The sequence below is a fragment of the Vibrio cionasavignyae genome, from assembly GCF_050337155.1.
GTDB classification, from domain to species: Bacteria; Pseudomonadota; Gammaproteobacteria; order Enterobacterales; family Vibrionaceae; genus Vibrio; species Vibrio nomapromontoriensis.
In genome coordinates, this window is the sequence record NZ_JAKJSR010000031.1 from 36535 (window position 1) to 53102 (window position 16568).

At 45.4% G+C, this 16568-nt stretch carries 12 protein-coding genes and 1 pseudogene; 3 read left to right on the forward strand and 10 right to left on the reverse strand.

Features of this window, described 5'->3' with window-relative positions; all coding sequences use genetic code 11:
• Nucleotides 1-36: 36 nt before the first annotated feature.
• The 3 genes and pseudogenes from L4D74_RS22075 to L4D74_RS22085 form a co-directional block, all read right to left on the reverse strand.
• Nucleotides 37-1398, reverse strand: a complete 1362-nt coding sequence (locus tag L4D74_RS22075) for a TRAP transporter large permease (protein ID WP_428754641.1) — start codon at nt 1396-1398, stop codon at nt 37-39.
• 92 nt (nt 1399-1490) lie between these two features.
• Nucleotides 1491-2100, reverse strand: a pseudogene (locus L4D74_RS22080) (TRAP transporter small permease); the annotation flags it as partial.
• A gap of 78 nt (nt 2101-2178) precedes the next feature.
• Nucleotides 2179-3177, reverse strand: a complete 999-nt coding sequence (locus L4D74_RS22085; protein WP_428754642.1) for a TRAP transporter substrate-binding protein — start codon at nt 3175-3177, stop codon at nt 2179-2181.
• A 537-nt stretch (nt 3178-3714) separates the two neighbouring features.
• Here L4D74_RS22085 and L4D74_RS22090 point away from each other — a divergent pair.
• The 3 genes from L4D74_RS22090 to L4D74_RS22100 all read left to right on the forward strand — a co-directional run bounded on the left by L4D74_RS22090 (nt 3715) and on the right by L4D74_RS22100 (nt 7537).
• Nucleotides 3715-4719: a LacI family DNA-binding transcriptional regulator gene (locus L4D74_RS22090; RefSeq protein ID WP_428754643.1), complete on the forward strand. Its 1005-nt coding sequence runs from the start codon at nt 3715-3717 to the stop codon at nt 4717-4719.
• A gap of 145 nt (nt 4720-4864) precedes the next feature.
• Nucleotides 4865-6346: a Na+/H+ antiporter NhaC gene (gene nhaC / locus L4D74_RS22095; protein ID WP_428754644.1), complete on the forward strand. Its 1482-nt coding sequence runs from the start codon at nt 4865-4867 to the stop codon at nt 6344-6346.
• 12 nt (nt 6347-6358) lie between these two features.
• The gene (locus L4D74_RS22100) at nt 6359-7537 is read left to right on the forward strand and encodes a MalY/PatB family protein (RefSeq protein WP_428754645.1); all 1179 of its coding nucleotides are present in this window, start codon (nt 6359-6361) and stop codon (nt 7535-7537) included.
• A gap of 383 nt (nt 7538-7920) precedes the next feature.
• On the opposite strand, the gene L4D74_RS22105 is transcribed toward L4D74_RS22100, so the two are convergent.
• From L4D74_RS22105 to L4D74_RS22135, 7 genes are all read right to left on the reverse strand, one after another.
• Nucleotides 7921-8541 carry a hypothetical protein gene (locus tag L4D74_RS22105; protein ID WP_428754646.1) on the reverse strand — a complete coding sequence of 207 codons (621 nt, stop codon included), beginning with the start codon at nt 8539-8541 and terminating at the stop codon, nt 7921-7923.
• Nucleotides 8542-8579: 38 nt separating this feature from the next.
• Nucleotides 8580-9008, reverse strand: a complete 429-nt coding sequence (locus L4D74_RS22110) for a hypothetical protein (protein WP_428754647.1) — start codon at nt 9006-9008, stop codon at nt 8580-8582.
• A 90-nt stretch (nt 9009-9098) separates the two neighbouring features.
• The gene (locus L4D74_RS22115) at nt 9099-9677 is read right to left on the reverse strand and encodes a hypothetical protein (RefSeq protein WP_428754648.1); all 579 of its coding nucleotides are present in this window, start codon (nt 9675-9677) and stop codon (nt 9099-9101) included.
• Complete coding sequence (locus tag L4D74_RS22120; protein ID WP_428754649.1) at nt 9670-12315, reverse strand: DUF2235 domain-containing protein; 2646 nt, start codon at nt 12313-12315, stop codon at nt 9670-9672. The genes L4D74_RS22115 and L4D74_RS22120 overlap by 8 nt, the downstream gene beginning before the upstream one ends.
• Before the next feature lie 430 nt (nt 12316-12745).
• Nucleotides 12746-14002: an ABC transporter substrate-binding protein gene (locus L4D74_RS22125; RefSeq protein ID WP_428754650.1), complete on the reverse strand. Its 1257-nt coding sequence runs from the start codon at nt 14000-14002 to the stop codon at nt 12746-12748.
• 138 nt (nt 14003-14140) lie between these two features.
• Nucleotides 14141-15595, reverse strand: a complete 1455-nt coding sequence (locus L4D74_RS22130) for an ATP-binding protein (protein ID WP_265675927.1) — start codon at nt 15593-15595, stop codon at nt 14141-14143.
• 144 nt (nt 15596-15739) lie between these two features.
• A complete protein-coding gene (locus L4D74_RS22135) occupies nt 15740-16465 on the reverse strand; it encodes a response regulator (RefSeq protein WP_428754651.1) in 726 nt (241 codons plus the stop codon).
• Between the last annotated feature and the right edge of the window lie 103 nt (nt 16466-16568).

The following is a 16568-nucleotide window of genomic DNA, read 5'->3' on the forward strand; positions in this document are numbered from 1 at the left end:
CGCCTCACGGTGTAAGCCGTCTTCGATGTTGTGATGTTATTTGGTAATGATCTCCGGCCCCATCAATAGCGTTGGAAGCCACGTAGAAACCCAAGGTACATAGGTGACGATAATCAAGAACAGGAACATCACACCTACCCATGGCAGTGCGGCTTTCACTACACTCATCATCGACATTTTCGCCACGCCAGCCGTCACAAACAGATTTAATCCCACTGGCGGTGTGATCATGCCTATTTCCATATTCACCACCATCATGATCCCTAGGTGAATTGGGTCAATACCAAGCGCTATTGCAATAGGGAAAACCAATGGCGCGACAATAATCAGAAGCCCGGAAGGCTCCATGAATTGCCCACCAAGCAATAGCAAAATATTCACCACAATAAGGAAGGTAATCGGTCCGAGTCCTGCTGATAGCATAGATTCAGTGATCATCTGCGGGATGCGTTCTTCAGTTAACACATGCTTCAATATCAACGCATTGGCGATAATGAACAACAACATGATTGTCAGCTTTCCTGCTTCATAAAGCGTATGTTTGGTATCTTTATGAACAAAAGTTTGCACTATCTTCACGAGCACTGGCTGACGGTTTTCTTTATCAGCAAACGGCCCCATGTCTTTATAAATAAAGTTGGCAATCAGAAATGAATACACAGCAGCAACGGCAGCAGCTTCGGTTGGTGTAAAAATACCGCCATAAATCCCGCCTAAGATGATCACCACCAACAACAAGCCCCAACTTGCATCTTTGGCCGCATCAAAAGCTTCTTTCCACCCCACAAACGGTTGTTTGGGCAGTCCTTTCACTCGTGCGGCAATATAGATGGCAATCATCAACATGAGACCAGCAAGTAGCCCAGGAATGACGCCCCCTAAGAACATTCGTCCGACAGACACGTCCGTCGCCGCAGCATAAACTACCATCACGATAGAGGGTGGAATCAGTATTCCTAGTGTCCCAGCATTACAAATAACGCCAGCGGCAAACTCTTTGGTGTAGCCATTTTTAATCATCCCTGCAATAACGATACTACCAATGGCCACCACTGTAGCCGGTGACGACCCAGACAGCGCTGCAAACATCATACAAGCAACAACCGACGCCATGGCCAAGCCACCACGAAATGAACCCACCATTGCAATAGCGAAACGAATAATACGCTTCGCCACGCCGCCCGTAGACATAAAGCTGGATGCTAAAATAAAGAACGGGATCGCTAGCAGCGTATAGTGACCAGCAAAGGCATTAAATAAGGTTTGGGCGACTGATGCTAACGACGCATCGGAATGCATCAACAAAAATAAAATGCTCGACAGTCCAAGCGAAATGGCAATTGGCACGCCCACCAGCATGAAAGCAATAACCATTAAAAATAGAAATAAAATTGCCATAGGTTACTGCCCCTTATCCTTGGTATTGCCTAACGTACTGTGCTTGCTAGATTCACTGGCTGCTATATTTTCGAAGGCGTTATTTTCAGCCATCTCAGCCTTTAGCGCCTCTAAATCTTCTTCGGCTTCGTGACCCGCAATCATGCGATCCATTTTTCCTGTCACAACCTGATAAGCAACATGTAAGAAACGATAAGTCAGCATTGCCATGCCGATTGGTAGCGCCATATAAGGGATGAATCGAGGCAGTTTCTCGTAACGCTCGCCTTCATTGAGCCAATCAGCCAAAAATTGCAACATCTCAGGCATAGGGATATCGTCGGTTTCATACCACGCTCGCTCGGTGACAAATGGATACCAATAATTCCAAGAGCCGATTAGCAGCAGTATCGAAAACGTTAAGCAACTCAGTACCGCGATAATGGCGCACATTTTACGCCACTTAACGGATACCATATTGATGATGACATCCACGCCAATATGAAAATGTTTTTTAACACCATACGACGCGCCAACCAGTACCATCCACGCGAACATAAAGACGGTTAATTCAAGTGCCCAAAGAATATTGCTGTTAAACACATAGCGAGAAATAACATTGGCGAAAGTCAGCAGCGTCATCGCACCAAGAAAAAAGGCGATCAACGCTTCTTCAAATGCATCGGTCACCTTACCGATTTTTGTCGTTATTGATTGTTCCATGTGAACCATCACTTTTAATAAATAAGGAGAAGAGAAGTTGGCCTTGCGTGGACAAGGCCAAACTTGGGTTTGATGGTATTACTGTTGATTCGAGGCTAATGCTGCATCAATCAGCTCCGAGCCAATATCTTTCTCAAACTTTGCCCATACTGGTTGTAGAGCTTCCACCCACAACTGGCGCTGTTCTGGCGTTAACGTTCGAACTTCCCCACCCGCTTCAATGATGTTGTTTTTGTTAGCTAAGTTAACCTGGCTGGATTCCGCATTGCGCGTTTCTGTCACTTCTTTAATGATAGTGCCAAGCTGGTCGCGAACATCGTCGGGTAGCCCTTTCCAAAAATCATTCGACGTCACGACTAAATAGTCCAAAATACCGTGGTTAGTCTCAGTCACACCATCTTGAACTTCAAAAAACTTTTTGCCGTAAATGTTCGACCATGTGTTCTCTTGTCCATCAATAACCTTGGTTTGCAAGCCACCATACACTTCTTTAAATGACATTTTTTGCGGATTTGCACCAAGCTGTTCAAACTGCGCCACTAATACATCGGATGCCTGAACACGGAACTTTAGCCCTTTCGCATCTTCAGGTGACAATAGCGGTTTGTTCGCTGACATTTGCTTCATACCGTTATGCCAGAACGCCAGACCTTGTAAGCCTCGGCGCTTCATTGCATTTTTTAGTTTGTCACCAGATTCTGAGTTCTGGAAGCGGTCTACGGCGTTCACGTCTTCAAATAGAAAGGGGAGATCAAAAATGCGGTATTTCTTCGTGAACTTTTCAAACTTAGACAATGATGGCGCAGCAAGCTGCACATCGCCATTCAGCATCGCTTCAAGCACTTTATTGTCATCATAAAGTGTCGAGTTTGGGAAAACCTGCATACACGCCTTGCCGTTCATCTCGGTATTCACACGCTCTTCAAGTAACGATGCCGCGATGCCTTTTGGGTGTTTGTCGGTATTCGTTACGTGGCTAAACTTAATAACAATTTCACCCGGATCGCAATTAGCGGCCGCATTGAAACTCGCAACAGACAGGATGGAAACCGTAAGTAGGGATAGAGGCTTTAACATTCTTATTCTCCTTGGATTGAAGCAGTCCCTTCAATGGGTACTGATACTTCTATAGAGCAAGTTGAATGCCAACCATGAAATATAACTACATTTCAATGATTTAACCGAAAGCTCACATCTAAATACCGAAATAGACTAAGAAAATGGGGGGGAAATGACCCATCAGTTACGTTAGAAAGGGTAAACAATGACTCATTTTGTAAAAGGAACACACGCTTGATTTGCGGCCAACGAAAGGCAATAGGATTTGACCATTTTCACGCTATTTTTGAATAGGATTGCTTCTTCGTCAGCAGCCAACGTACGCCATAACTCGCTATTCCTGCGCAAGCAGGAATCTACTCACAGCGTTTAAAGAATCACAGCTACTTCCCCCCTAACTTGAATGGAGCCGGATAATAGCTAAACATACACACTAGGTGATGTCAGGTCTGCCCTATATATCATGGTGTCATCAATAAGGTTTGACCTTATTAACGTTTTTAACAGCAAAGATTCGTTACACTCGCAGCCTTTCTATGCCCTGCGGAGTTCGACGTGGCAACCATCAAAGATGTAGCGGCACTTGCCGGAGTTTCAACAGCAACCGTTTCACGCGCCTTAAACCGCACCTGTTATGTCGAGCCAATCACCTTGGAACGCGTAGAACGAGCAGTAAAAGAGCTCAACTACCATCGCGATGCACGAGCAACCGCTCTGGCGAGCCGAAGCAGTAATACTTTGGGCTTGTTAACCGGTAACTTAGCCGACCCATTCTTTGCTCTGGTTGCAAAAAGCGTTGAAGAAGTCGCCCGTACCAATGGTTACCAGCTCGTTGTAGTTAGCGGTGGACATAACGCCCAACGAGAAAAAGAAGGCCTAGACTTTCTTATCAGCCAAGGCTGTGAGGCGATGGTCATTCACTCAAAAATGCTCGATGACACGACGCTATTGCGTTACACCGCTCAGTTACCCGCCATGGTATTGCTCAACCGCACCATCGCCCAAATATCGAATCGCTCGGTATGGGTAGACAATAGACTAGGCACACAAATATCGGTACAGCACCTGATCAAGCTCGGGCATAGGAAAATAGCTTACGTCTCTAGCGACCTACCCATAGAAGACAGAACCGACCGACTGGAAGGCTACCGAGACGCCATGAAAGCGGCCAATATCGAAATACAACCCAACTGGATCATCAGCCAAAACTTTAGTGAGTCGGGTGGTGAAGCGGCTGGCGACATCTTAGCAAGCCAATGCTCAGAGGTTACCGCAGCTGTCACCTTTAATGATGTGATGGCCGCAGGCTTAATGACCAGTCTGCAGGACCAAGGTATCTCTGTACCCAACGATATTTCAGTGATCGGCTTTGATGACGTCTTACTCGCTCGCTACCTTTACCCGAGATTGACCACAATGCACAACCCTATCGATGAAATGTCGACCTACGCAGCCAACCTCGCAATTAAGTTGAAGTCAGCGGGGTACGTACCGCCGACACAACATAAATTCGAAGCAACCTTGGTTGAAAGACAGACCGTTAAGGCAATCAAGCGCTAAAATGAGACAAAATGTGACCAAAATCTCATGTACACACCTCATGTAACCGCTTACATGAAAACAATGCTGAAGTCGCACTTTCGATCTCAGAGCACGCTTATTATCCATTCCGAACAAACCCTACATTCACCTGAGGACAACTAATATGAATAACTCAAAGCCTCTACCATCGTTCGGATTAGCATTAGCGCCTATAGCCGTTATGTTTGCGTTGCTTGCTATTGGATACGGTGTGTTAGGACTTCGCATTGAGGTTCTACTACTGATTTCTGCCACTTTCACCGCATGTATTGCTTGGAAAATGGGCTATAACTGGGATGACATCATCAACGCTATTGTTGAAAAACTCGCCAAAGCAATGCCTGTAATATTGATATTGGTTTCAGTGGGCGGTCTAATTGCCAGCTGGATGATCAGCGGCACCATCCCATACATGGTTTACTGGGGACTTAAAGTCATCAGTGCTGAATACATTCTAATTGCAGCATTTTTCGTCACTTCTATCGTCTCGGTATGTACAGGTACTTCATGGGGTTCTGCAGGTACGGTTGGTGTTGCATTGATGGGGGTTGCCGCAGGCTTAGATGTGTCACTTGCTGCCGCAGCGGGCGCTGTTGTCTCTGGTGCCTACTTTGGCGACAAGATCTCTCCTCTTTCTGATTCAACAAACTTTGCACCTGTCGTTTCTGGCACCACACTATACGAACACATTCAGCACATGCTTTACACGACACTGCCTGGTTTTGTGATTGCTTCTGTTGTCTTCTTCTTCGCAGGACAAAGCGCTGATGTTGCAAACATTGGTCAGCCAGAGAAAGTAACGCAAATCCTTGCGGGGCTGGACAGCCTTTATAACTTCAGCATCTTCCTTATCATCCCGCCAGTTATGATCCTTTGGGGTGCATTAACTAAGAAACCCGTTCTGCCACTGATGTTAGGCGCTTCAGCACTAGCGATTGTACTGGGCATGGTTTTACAAGGTTTCTCGCTACAACAAGGCTTCCAAGCTTATGTTGACGGCTTCAATGTTTCGTTATTCGAAGCAAATGGAACAGCGACTGACGGGCTAATCCCAGACGTATCAAAACTGCTTAACCGTGGCGGCCTGTTCTCAATGATGAGCACCATTCTACTGGTTTTCTGCGCCTTCTCTTTTGCTGGTATTTTAAGCTTAACGGGCGCGTTGAATGTAGTACTGGGTCGTTTCCTACACCTCATCCACTCAACAGGTCAACTTATCGCATCAACAGTGATTGCAACCATCACAGTCGTATTCACAACCTCTGACGGTAAATTAGCACTTCTTATCCCTGGTGAATTGTTCCAGAACGCTTACCGTAAGATGGGACTCGACACCAAAAACCTATCTAGAACCATCGAAGATGCGGGCACTATCATCGAACCACTGGTTCCTTGGACTGCCGCTGGCATTTACATGGCAAGCACGCTAGGTGTTGCAACGCTAGATTACCTACCTTGGGCAATCCAGTGCTACACCGGTGTCGTTTTCGCTCTGATTTATGGTTTCACTGGATTTGGTATCGCACAAGCAAAGCCAGAACAAGCAGAAGACACGCGACAAACTTCTACTATTAACAACGCTGCACCCGCTAACAACACAAAATAAGGCTCGCTTCCTATGAATTCTTTCGACAATACGATTAACCGCCGAAATACAGGATCGGTAAAGTGGGACTTTATGCAGCAGAAGCTTGGCTTAGAAGGCACCGACTTACTGCCAATGTGGGTGTCTGACTATGACTTCCAAGCACCTCAACAAGTATTAGATCGCTTAGCACAAGATGTCTCGCATGGTATTTTTGGTTACTCAGAACGTCAGGATGACTACTACCAAGCCGCGATCGATTGGTTTAAAAACCAACATCAAACAGAAATTAAACGAGAGTGGATTACAACGGTGCATGGCGTTTTACCCGGTATTGCTATGGCATTACAAATGCTCACGCAAGTGAATGACCAAATCGTTATTCAAAGCCCGGGCTACGGTTCATTCCGTAAGATCATTGAACTAAATGATCGTAAAGTGCTGAACAATCCGTTGATAGAATCGGGAGGTCATTACCAGCTTGATTTCGCACATCTGGAAGACTGCTTTGCGAGTGGCGCCAAAGCATTGATTTTCTGCAACCCACACAACCCGACAGGTAGAGTATGGAGCGAGCAAGAAATCATGCAAGTTGCCGAGCTTTGCCAAAAACACGATGTGTGGCTAATCAGCGATGAAATTTGGAGCGACCTAACACTAGCACCGAATGCTTTTCATTCGACGTTAAATTTGCCAAAAGCACTGACTGACAAGCTCATTGTCGCAACAGCGGCCAGTAAAACCTTTGGTTTGTCATCATTGAGAATTTCAAACTTTATCATTCGAAATCCGGAGTTGAAGAATCAGTTTGTTCGCCGCTTGGATGCCCATGGCATGGATTGCTACAACAGCCTATCGATGTCAGCAGCGACCACTGCATATCAAGAGTGTGATGCTTGGCTAGCGGAATTAAAACAATATTTACAAGGCAACATCGAAACACTGCACGGATTTTTGAAAGCAGAATTACCTTATGTTCGTTTTGTAAGACCTCAAGCGACTTACCTTGCATGGCTTGACTGCCGAGCAATGAACATAAGCGATGCTGAGCTTGAACAAAAACTCATTGGCGCCGGTATCGTACCGAGTATGGGGTGTGCGTTTGGCGAAGAAGGAACGGGGTTTATTCGCTTGAACCTAGGCTGTCCTGCTGAGGTGTTAGAAGATGCATTAACGCGACTTAAAAAAGCGCTTAGCATCAATATCGTTTAAGAAGACTTAAACGATATTGCATTCAGAAGATAATCCCTATTAACAACGTTAATGGGGATTTTTTATGTCTGAGCAAAATTTAGCTATGGCGCACGAGACCATTTAAGGTCCGGAGAATTCTTAATCCGTCATCAATGGCATTCAGCGTGAGCAATTAGAGTCAGTATCAAAGGACAAAATAGTTCGATCGGAAATGTGGGTTCTTCACACTATTTTCATCAATTTGAATCCTAAAACTTGATTATTTGTAAGTGTATTACGATTACCAAGGTTAAGGCGATGGCAATAAATATTGATCAATTTCAAAAACGTTTTTGGACAGAAGCTTGTTAGCGATTCTTCTAAATTAGAAAACTACTAATAACTACAAGTATCTCAAGCCATCATTCAAACGGTACAGGCGAAGACTCACCTTTACCATCAAACAAAACAACCATTTCTGTTGTGCTCGATGGGTTCATCACCACCCATCCATTTGGATCCGCATCTTCATTTGGTGAACAATCCATCCGGTAAGAATAACAACCAACAGTAAACATAACTTGAATACGCTCTTCATCTACGATGACCTGCATTGAAGCTCGAGTAGGCTGGTAGTCTTTATAATAGTTTTGCAAAGTACGCATTTTTTTCTCGGCTAATTCAGCGTCAATTGGCGCATCAATACGGTAGTAGACTAATTCATCATCATAACTCCAACCTTTACTCCACATACCTTTGATGCGTGATGGGACACCCATTTTACCGATATCAGCACTGGCTCCAGGGTAGCCATTGACAGCGCCATAACTAAAGCCAGTCCACCCCCCTCCTGTGGTTTGGATAGACACGTCACTCATAACATAAAAATCACTAAGGCTCCCCGCGTTACCGATGGTCGCTTTTATTAACGGTTGCTTTTCTTGACAGCCACTCAAGGCGCCCACTGCTATGACGAGTATCGTGATTAAGTGCTTAGACATTGTCCCAGATTCTCCGCTCTGGTGTTTTCTCTGTTTTTTCATCTGTTGTGATGCCATTTATAATTATTTCAGCTACCGTCTTATACGGGAGGTTCATGAGAGCGGTGGATATAGCTGTCAAAGGTAAGCATTGGTTGAAGCGTTGTCTCCCAATCTTCCGTGGTTATTTCTCCCAATGGCTTGGTTGATAATTCACTCCATAAAGATTGACAAAGCTCATCGGTGACATAGTCAGGAGTTAGGTTTTCCTGATAATCACCGTCAAGCCAATCAATGCCAACCATTGCTCCTTGCTGTTTCATGCGCTCAAGGGCTAGCCCCGCTATAGCATTACTCACGGGTTTAAAGTGATAAAAATAAAGCGTGTTATCTTTTTCTTTAACCTCACCGTAGTGGCCAAATCGTTGTCGGCATGTCTTCTTCCATTCGGCGTCTTTAACTTGGCGAGTGCGCTCTATCATCGCAGCCTTATCTAGACTTCCCCCTGGGTATGAAAAATTAGCGTGCACGATATCAATGGTTTCTGATTTAAGTTTGAAACCTTATTAGAGATTCTTCTAAATTAGAAAACTACTAATAGCTACAAGTATCTCAAGCCATCATTCAAACGGTACAGGCGAAGACTCACCTTTACCATCAAATAGAACAACAACATCCGTATGGCCGGTAGGAGACTTAACGACCCACCCTTCTGGATCACTATTTCGAGCAGAGGAGCAATTATCATAAGGTTCATGACACTTTTTAGTGAACATCACTTGAATGCGCGCCTCGTCAACAACCACCTGCATTACCCCACTTTTTCGTTCGTGGTTTTCATAGAAGTTCTGCAAAGTACGCATTTTTTTCTCGGCTAACTCAGAGTCAATCGGCGCATCAATACGGTAGTAGACTAATTCATCATCATAACTCCAACCTTTACTCCACATACCTTTGATGCGTGATGGGACGCCCATTTTACCGATGTCAGCACTCTTTCCAGGATAGCCATTGACAGCGCCATAACTAAAGCCAGTCCACCCCCCTCCTGTGGTTTGGATAGACACGTCACTCATAACATAAAAATCACTAAGGCTTCCCGCGTTACCGATGGTCGCTTTTATCAACGGTTGCTCTTCTTGACAGCCACTCAAGGCGCCCACTGCTATGAAAAGTATCGTGATTAAGTGCTTAGACATTATCCCAAATTCTCCGCTCTGGTGTTTTCTCTGTTTTTTCATCTGTCGTGATACCATTTATAATCGTTTCAGCTACCGTCTTATACGGGAGGTTCATCACCGTATCATGAGAGCGGTGGATATAGCTGTCAAAAATAAGCGTTGGTTGAAGCGTTGTCTCCCAATCTTCAACGGTCAGTTCTCCCAATGATTTGGTTGATAATTTAGCCCACAAAATTTGGCATAGCTCATCGTTCACATAGTCAGGAATCAGATTTTCAACATACGCCCTTTCGATCCACTCAATCCCTACGTTTTGAGCCTGTTGCTTCATGCGCTCAAGGGCTAGTCCCGCTATAGCATTATTCACGGGTTTAAAGTGATAAAAATAAAGCGTGTTATCTTTTTCTTTAACCTCACCGTAGTGGCCAAACCGTTGTCGGCATGTCTTCTTCCATTCGGCATCTTTAACTTGGCGAGTGCGCTCTATCATCGCAGCCTTATCTAGACTTCCCCCAGGGTATGCAAAATTAGCGTGCACGATATCAATGGTTTCTGATTTAATTTCGTTACGGTTGTAGGTACCGCTCACCGGAAAGCCCACATAGTCAGGGAGTCCCTTTTTCTCATATTGCTCAATCGAAGGGTAGCCTCCCCCCACATCGGTATGACATCCTGGGAAGTATTCTTGGTGGAAATTATCGGGTAACCAATTATCGCGACTCAGTGAAGTTAAAGGGAAGTTTTTCCGATATTCATGTTCTGCAACCAACTGCAAGACCGTGGTGGCCATCGTCGGCTCAAGACCCAACTGAAAATTACCTTCATCGTTATTCCCTGCTAAGTAAAACGACCCTACGGTATCAAATAACCCTAAGAACCGTACACTAACACCTTTGGTATCGTCTCGCTCATACCCCCCTTCTTCAGAAAACGTTTTGTTGGTTTCATTACCCAGTAGATGAGGGTGAATTGTGACATCCGTTTGCTTACCCGTGATCTGTCGATGGTAATCGGGTAAACCTTGATACAGGGCATTAACAAAGTGACGAGACAATGCCGCACCGCGGCTAAAACCGATAACATCAAAAACGACATGGGTGGCGGCTTGGTATCCGCTTGATTCATCCGTTGCGATATCTCGTAATGTCGACAACAAACTTTGCCATTTGTAAAACGCACCATTTTCACCGTCCACATAGTTGAGCAAGACTTTGCCGCTAATGCCTGCAATTGCATCAGCAAAGTCTCCACCAAACGCCTGCTGAGCACTCACCCCAAGTGCCTGCTCTGGACCGGTTTCATCTTTTTCTGCATCTATGATGGAGGGGCGCTGACTGTCGTCTTCAATGTCGGCGGTGCCGACACCGGATACGTAGATTGCTGCTGATTCACCTTGAATTTGCGGATAAGCCGCAAACAAACGCGCCACATTACTGCGTGACTTATTTCCACGCAGCTCTTTGTAAGCGTCATTCTTATCGTTGGCCCCCGTGCCATCAAAAAACACGCCGATACGAAAGAGCTTTTCAGGGCGAAGATTGACGACCGGAATACCTTTTGCAACGATACTGGGACTATTGATAGCGACAATCTCTGTCCCATGTAATAAACGGCCAGGGTATGAGTAATGGCACTCCAGTGGCGAATAATACCGTTCGTTATGGGTTTCCTTACCTTGCCCTGCATCCACAAGCTCTGAAATATTCAATGCAAGCCCTTGTTCGTTGAGCCATGCTGAGTTCACCGCTGAAAACTCATCTTGTGTTAACTTACGAGGTAGATAGAGTAAGTGCTGGTTGTCCAATATCTGATTATCTATACGCCATTGAATCGGGATCGCACTTTGCCAAGCGGTAGGGCGAAGCTCATCGCTAAGTGTGAGTTCATCCGAATAGGTCAGGCAGAACCGGCAATTACCATTACCGATGATTTTATACTCTTGAACGAGCTTTCCTTCACTAAAGTGGTAATAATATCCTTGAGTGGCAAGCCCTAGTCGTTCACCAAACTGTACGGCTGGCATCACTGCGAGGAAGGCTTCATTGAGCGCGTTCGTCCCTTTAGGCTTGGCTAAAACGTTGGGTATGGAAAGAGGTACCGAAGTACCTCGCGATGACAGTGCTAGCGTCCTTGGTGCATCCTCTTTTACGTTGGCCACCAATTGCATGCTGTGCTCGTTTTCTTGCTCACTCCAACGAGAATGTATTGGCGATGTCCTCGTCTTCGCTAACGCCACATCCCATCCAACATGTGCATTAAAAGACGATTGAGAGCAAGAGAGCTCAAAAGCGTATTCAAGCTCCGGTCTTTGGTCTTCTTCTGTATGACTGACGGTGGTTTGGGCGCTTGCGAGTTGAGGCTCTTGTTGCACTGGTGGGTAGTACGCACTTTTATAAGAAGAGGCAGACACGGAAGATGCCGCGTTGACTGCCACCCACCTTTCTGATTTTAATTGGGACTTTAATACGTTGAGGTAAGCATTTGGGCCTTGTCCCACAAAAGGAGCAAGTATTCGTTGCAACTCATCAGGCAGCGTATAGTGAAATTTTGATATTGAACCACCGTCAGTCAAGTAGCTTGTTAGCTCATCGGCAGAGACGGACTGACCACCTTGCTTTTGATGAAACTCTACTACTTTTATATCCGATATACTCATGACACTTATTCCTATACAAGTCCGACTAATTACTGGCGAATAAATAGTCGTATCTTACTGAATAATATGGTGTGTGTGTGCCGTTCTTCCCTGTCATTATGACTGAATTACCTAATAGTCAGTGTCAACGGATGAAAATATTAGAAAAAATAAGTTAAATGATACACCGATTAAGTGATTGGTTATTTGCTGAAAGAAGAAATAGGCCAAGCCTCGTCAAACAACGAGCCGCGGTGTAGCGTGTGATTCGGTGAGCGTTGTCGTAGATTCCTTCCGACGTAGGCACACGGATAGTGGAATGACGGTATTTGAACTTGGGTACTTACAGTCAGTAACACCGAAGGCATTTATGAATTAGCGGCACACCTAAACGTTGAGTAACGACTAAGCGATACCGGGCGGAGGCGGGGTATTACCCCCCCCTGCTTACCTAAATCGCCGCTTTTACCGCTTTGGCTAGCTTCTTCGCGGTCTTTTTAGGGTCGGCATTTGGATCATTAAAAAAGTCCGTCACGACATCGAAGATAGCACCTTGCACGTAACTCGTTGTCGCCATTCCTTGTGACACACTCGGCACCAGATCACCGCTCTTTTCTGCCATTTTAAAACTCTCCAATGAATCCAGTGAGCATTGGTCGAACTTAGACGTGTCTAAATCCGTTCTGGCGGGTAATGAGCCTTTTTTAAGATTAAAGGTTTCTTGAAAGTTTTTGTCTAAGATTGCGGCGGCGAGTGCTTTCTGGGCATCCACATCACCACTGTCTTTTAAATCAAAAAAGGCAAAGCTATCAATGTTGTAAGCAAATTGAGCCGCCGTGCCCGGAGCTGGCGCGCAGATAAAATCCTTACCGGGTACTTTACCTAACGCGATAAACTCACCTTTTGCCCAGTCACCCATTATCTGCATTGCGGCTTCACCATTGGCTACCATGGAAGTCGCGACATACCACTGACGCTCTGGTGCATCGGCATCCATATACTCACGTAGTTTCTTAAATTTAACGAGCGCTTCCACCATTTTGTCGCTTGCCAACATGTCTAGGTCAAGTTCAACAAAAGCCTTTGTGTAACCTTCTGTTCCCAACACACTTAAGGCGATGGTTTCAAACATGGTCGCATCTTGCCAAGAACCCACACCGTTTGATAACGGTAAGTAACCTGCCGACTTAATTTTTTCAGCTACAACAAAAAATTCATCAAGAGTGGTAGGCACACTCACCCCTGCTTTTTTTAGTACCTCAGGGTTCGCCCACAACCAGTTCACTCGGTGGATGTTGACGGGCACCGCCACGTACTCACCATCAAACTTCATGATATCGGTGACGATTTTCGGGACTTTTGTGTCCCATTCCCCTGCTGCAGCCACATCGTCCAAGTTGGTTAAAAAGCCCAGGCTTCCCCACTCTTGAATATCATGGCCCTTTATTTGTGCAGCCGATGGCGGATTGCCCGATACGGCGCGCGTTTTGAGTACCGTCATTGCAGTTTCGCCACCACCGCCCGCTACAGCGAAATCTTTCCAAGTATGACCCTGCTCTTCAAGGCGCTGTTTCAACGGTTGTACTGACTTTGCTTCTCCGCCTGACGTCCACCAGTGCAGCACTTCGACTTCTCCCGCATGAGTAAGAACGGGCAATAGAGCCGAGGTGGCCATCGATAGTGTCAGTAGCAGCTTGTTTATTCTCATTGTCGTTCACATCGTCGTCGTACAACACTCGCAGTCCACGAGCTATCTAGGGTGGAATAGATAGAAGTTAATCAGTTTTCACTAAGTTTCTAGTTTATGACTAAGCATCTAGTTTTTACTACGCTTCTAAGTTTATTACTAAGCTTCTAGGTTTGGCGGGATGAAGACCTGTACCTCTAGGCCGCCAACATCTGCGTTTCGCATGATTAAATCCCCGCCTAAGCCGTGGAGAATACTGCGGCATATCCCGAGTCCAAGGCCGTGCCCATCTTTATCTGTTGCCAATCTCACATACGGCTCAAAAACCGCTTCAATTTTCTCTTTCGGGATACCCGGCCCTTTGTCTTGAATCGTCACGATTATCCAATTCGGTGTTTCTTCAACGTTAATGAATGCTCTATCCCCGTACTTAACGGCGTTATCCACTAAGTTGGTTAGCACTCGCTTAATCGCAAGTGGTTTGGCAATAAAAGGTTCAATCGGCTCGGACGTGACCGATACTAGCGTATGCACTTGGTTATGCATTTCAGAAACACTACGGATAATCTCATTAAGGTCGATATAAGCGTTATTTTCATGCAGATCCGTGTCACGAACGCACTGCAGCGCACCTTTTACCATCATTTCGAGTTCATCGAGATCAAGATTGAACTTGTCACGCTTAGCGTCATCATCGAGCAACTCAGCACGCAATCGCAATCGCGTGATTGGTGTTTTTAAATCATGAGAAATCGACGAAAACAGATGTTCACGATCGGCAATGTACTTACGAATACGCGTCTGCATGCGATTAAAGGCACGCGTTGCCGTCACAAGTTCTGTCGCGCCTTGTTCAATGAGTGGTGGCTGGTCAATATCCATGCTCATATCATTCGCCGCTTTTGCTAAGCGCCGTAATGGTTTCACCTGCGCTCGAACCAGTAAAAATGTGAGTAGCAATAGCAATGTGGTAGAGGTGATCAAAAACACCATTTGATCTTGAGTCAACATCGTATCATCGAGCTGGATATAAGGAGACGGTAACAACGCGGCAATATACAACCACTCGCCTTGGGCAATTTTTAACTGCACAACAAGCACTGGAGGATCAAGCGGTCCAAGCGTTAGTGTATGGTGCGCCCATGACTTGGGTAAGTCATTGAGAAAAATATCGTTTTTTAATAATCTTAAATTTTCTGCTTTAGAGAACTCAACACTAACCGCTTGAATCGACGGTAGTTTTTCATTCAATACGTCGCTGACCGATGTCATCGAGGCCAGCTTTAAAGGCGTGTCTGGAATCGGGTCGACGATAAGCTCTTCTTTATTAAACGATACGAAGAAGCGTGTTCCACCCATATTACGGATTTGGTCTAGAACAATATGTCGGTATTTGATGGGCAACTTTTGAAAAAAGGTCACCGTCGATGCAAACATGTTTGCCATGCTAGCGGAAGTATCTCGGATCCCCGCCAGCTCATCTTGTTTGGTTTTTTGATACCAGATAGCGGTTAGAACGCCCTGCGAGCAGACCACCGCTAACAGGGTTAATAACAACGTACGAGCAACAAGCGTATTAAGGTTAAAGCGTCTTAACCAGCGGGAACGAGACATCAGGAATTTACCATTCTAACTTAGCGCCAATTTAACTAAGTACTATTTTAACTAAGCACCATTGTATCTAAGCGCCATTGTAACTAAGCGCCATTGTAACTAAGCGCCATTCGCAACAAGTTACGGTTGGAGCCATCGCCAACACTAATAACCATACTCAACCGGAACGGAAAGAATATATCCGTTACCACGCATCGTTTTAATGTAATGTGGGTACTCGGCACTTTTGCCTAATCGATTACGGATTCGGCTCAGTTGCACATCAATCCCGCGTTCAAACGGTAGCGCTTCTCTGCCGCGAGTCGCAAATGAAATGGTGTCCCTATCCAACACTTCGTTGGGCTTAGACAGAAACAACATCAATAACGCAAAATCACTACCAGACAAATCATGATGGCGATTGGTCACCCGATTCACCATACGTTGCGATAATGTATCAAGACGCCAGTCACCAAAATCAATCGTTCTTGGTGGCTGTTCATCGCGATCTTCATGAATGTGAGCTCGTCTCAATAGCGCTTTAATACGCGCCATCAGTTGACGAGGGCTGAACGGCTTAGCAATGTAGTCATCAGCACCAATTTCCAGACCAATAATCTGATCCGTTTCATCTGAAACGGCCGTCAGCATAATAATCGGCACTTGCGAGTCACGGCGCACACGTTGACACAACGTAAAGCCATCATCACCAGGTAACATGACGTCCAGTAAAATTAAGTCTGGATAGCCTTTGGCTTTAATGAACAACTCCATTTCAACACCATCTTCTGCTGTGGTGACCTGAAAACCCGACTTACTCAAATACTCATCAAGTAATAAGCGGATCTCCTCATCGTCATCTACGACAAGAATGTGTGTCTTTGGTTGCATTTCCAATCCTTAATGATTACGTCACAGCCTATAGTGTAAGGCTTTGCGGTTTTATTTATCATCGCTTCATTAATAAAATTAACATACGAATCTTGACCAAGAT

Coding starts and splice junctions, on each gene's coding strand:
- L4D74_RS22130 (WP_265675927.1), bottom strand. CDS start 15,595: ATGTCTCGTTCCCGCTGGTTAAGACGCTTTAACCTTAATACGCTTGTT.
- L4D74_RS22075 (WP_428754641.1), bottom strand. CDS start 1,398: ATGGCAATTTTATTTCTATTTTTAATGGTTATTGCTTTCATGCTGGTG.
- nhaC (WP_428754644.1), top strand. CDS start 4,865: ATGAATAACTCAAAGCCTCTACCATCGTTCGGATTAGCATTAGCGCCT.
- L4D74_RS22105 (WP_428754646.1), bottom strand. CDS start 8,541: ATGAAAAAACAGAGAAAACACCAGAGCGGAGAATCTGGGACAATGTCT.
- L4D74_RS22100 (WP_428754645.1), top strand. CDS start 6,359: ATGAATTCTTTCGACAATACGATTAACCGCCGAAATACAGGATCGGTA.
- L4D74_RS22120 (WP_428754649.1), bottom strand. CDS start 12,315: ATGAGTATATCGGATATAAAAGTAGTAGAGTTTCATCAAAAGCAAGGT.
- L4D74_RS22125 (WP_428754650.1), bottom strand. CDS start 14,002: ATGAGAATAAACAAGCTGCTACTGACACTATCGATGGCCACCTCGGCT.
- L4D74_RS22135 (WP_428754651.1), bottom strand. CDS start 16,465: ATGCAACCAAAGACACACATTCTTGTCGTAGATGACGATGAGGAGATC.
- L4D74_RS22085 (WP_428754642.1), bottom strand. CDS start 3,177: ATGTTAAAGCCTCTATCCCTACTTACGGTTTCCATCCTGTCTGTTGCG.
- L4D74_RS22115 (WP_428754648.1), bottom strand. CDS start 9,677: ATGTCTAAGCACTTAATCACGATACTTTTCATAGCAGTGGGCGCCTTG.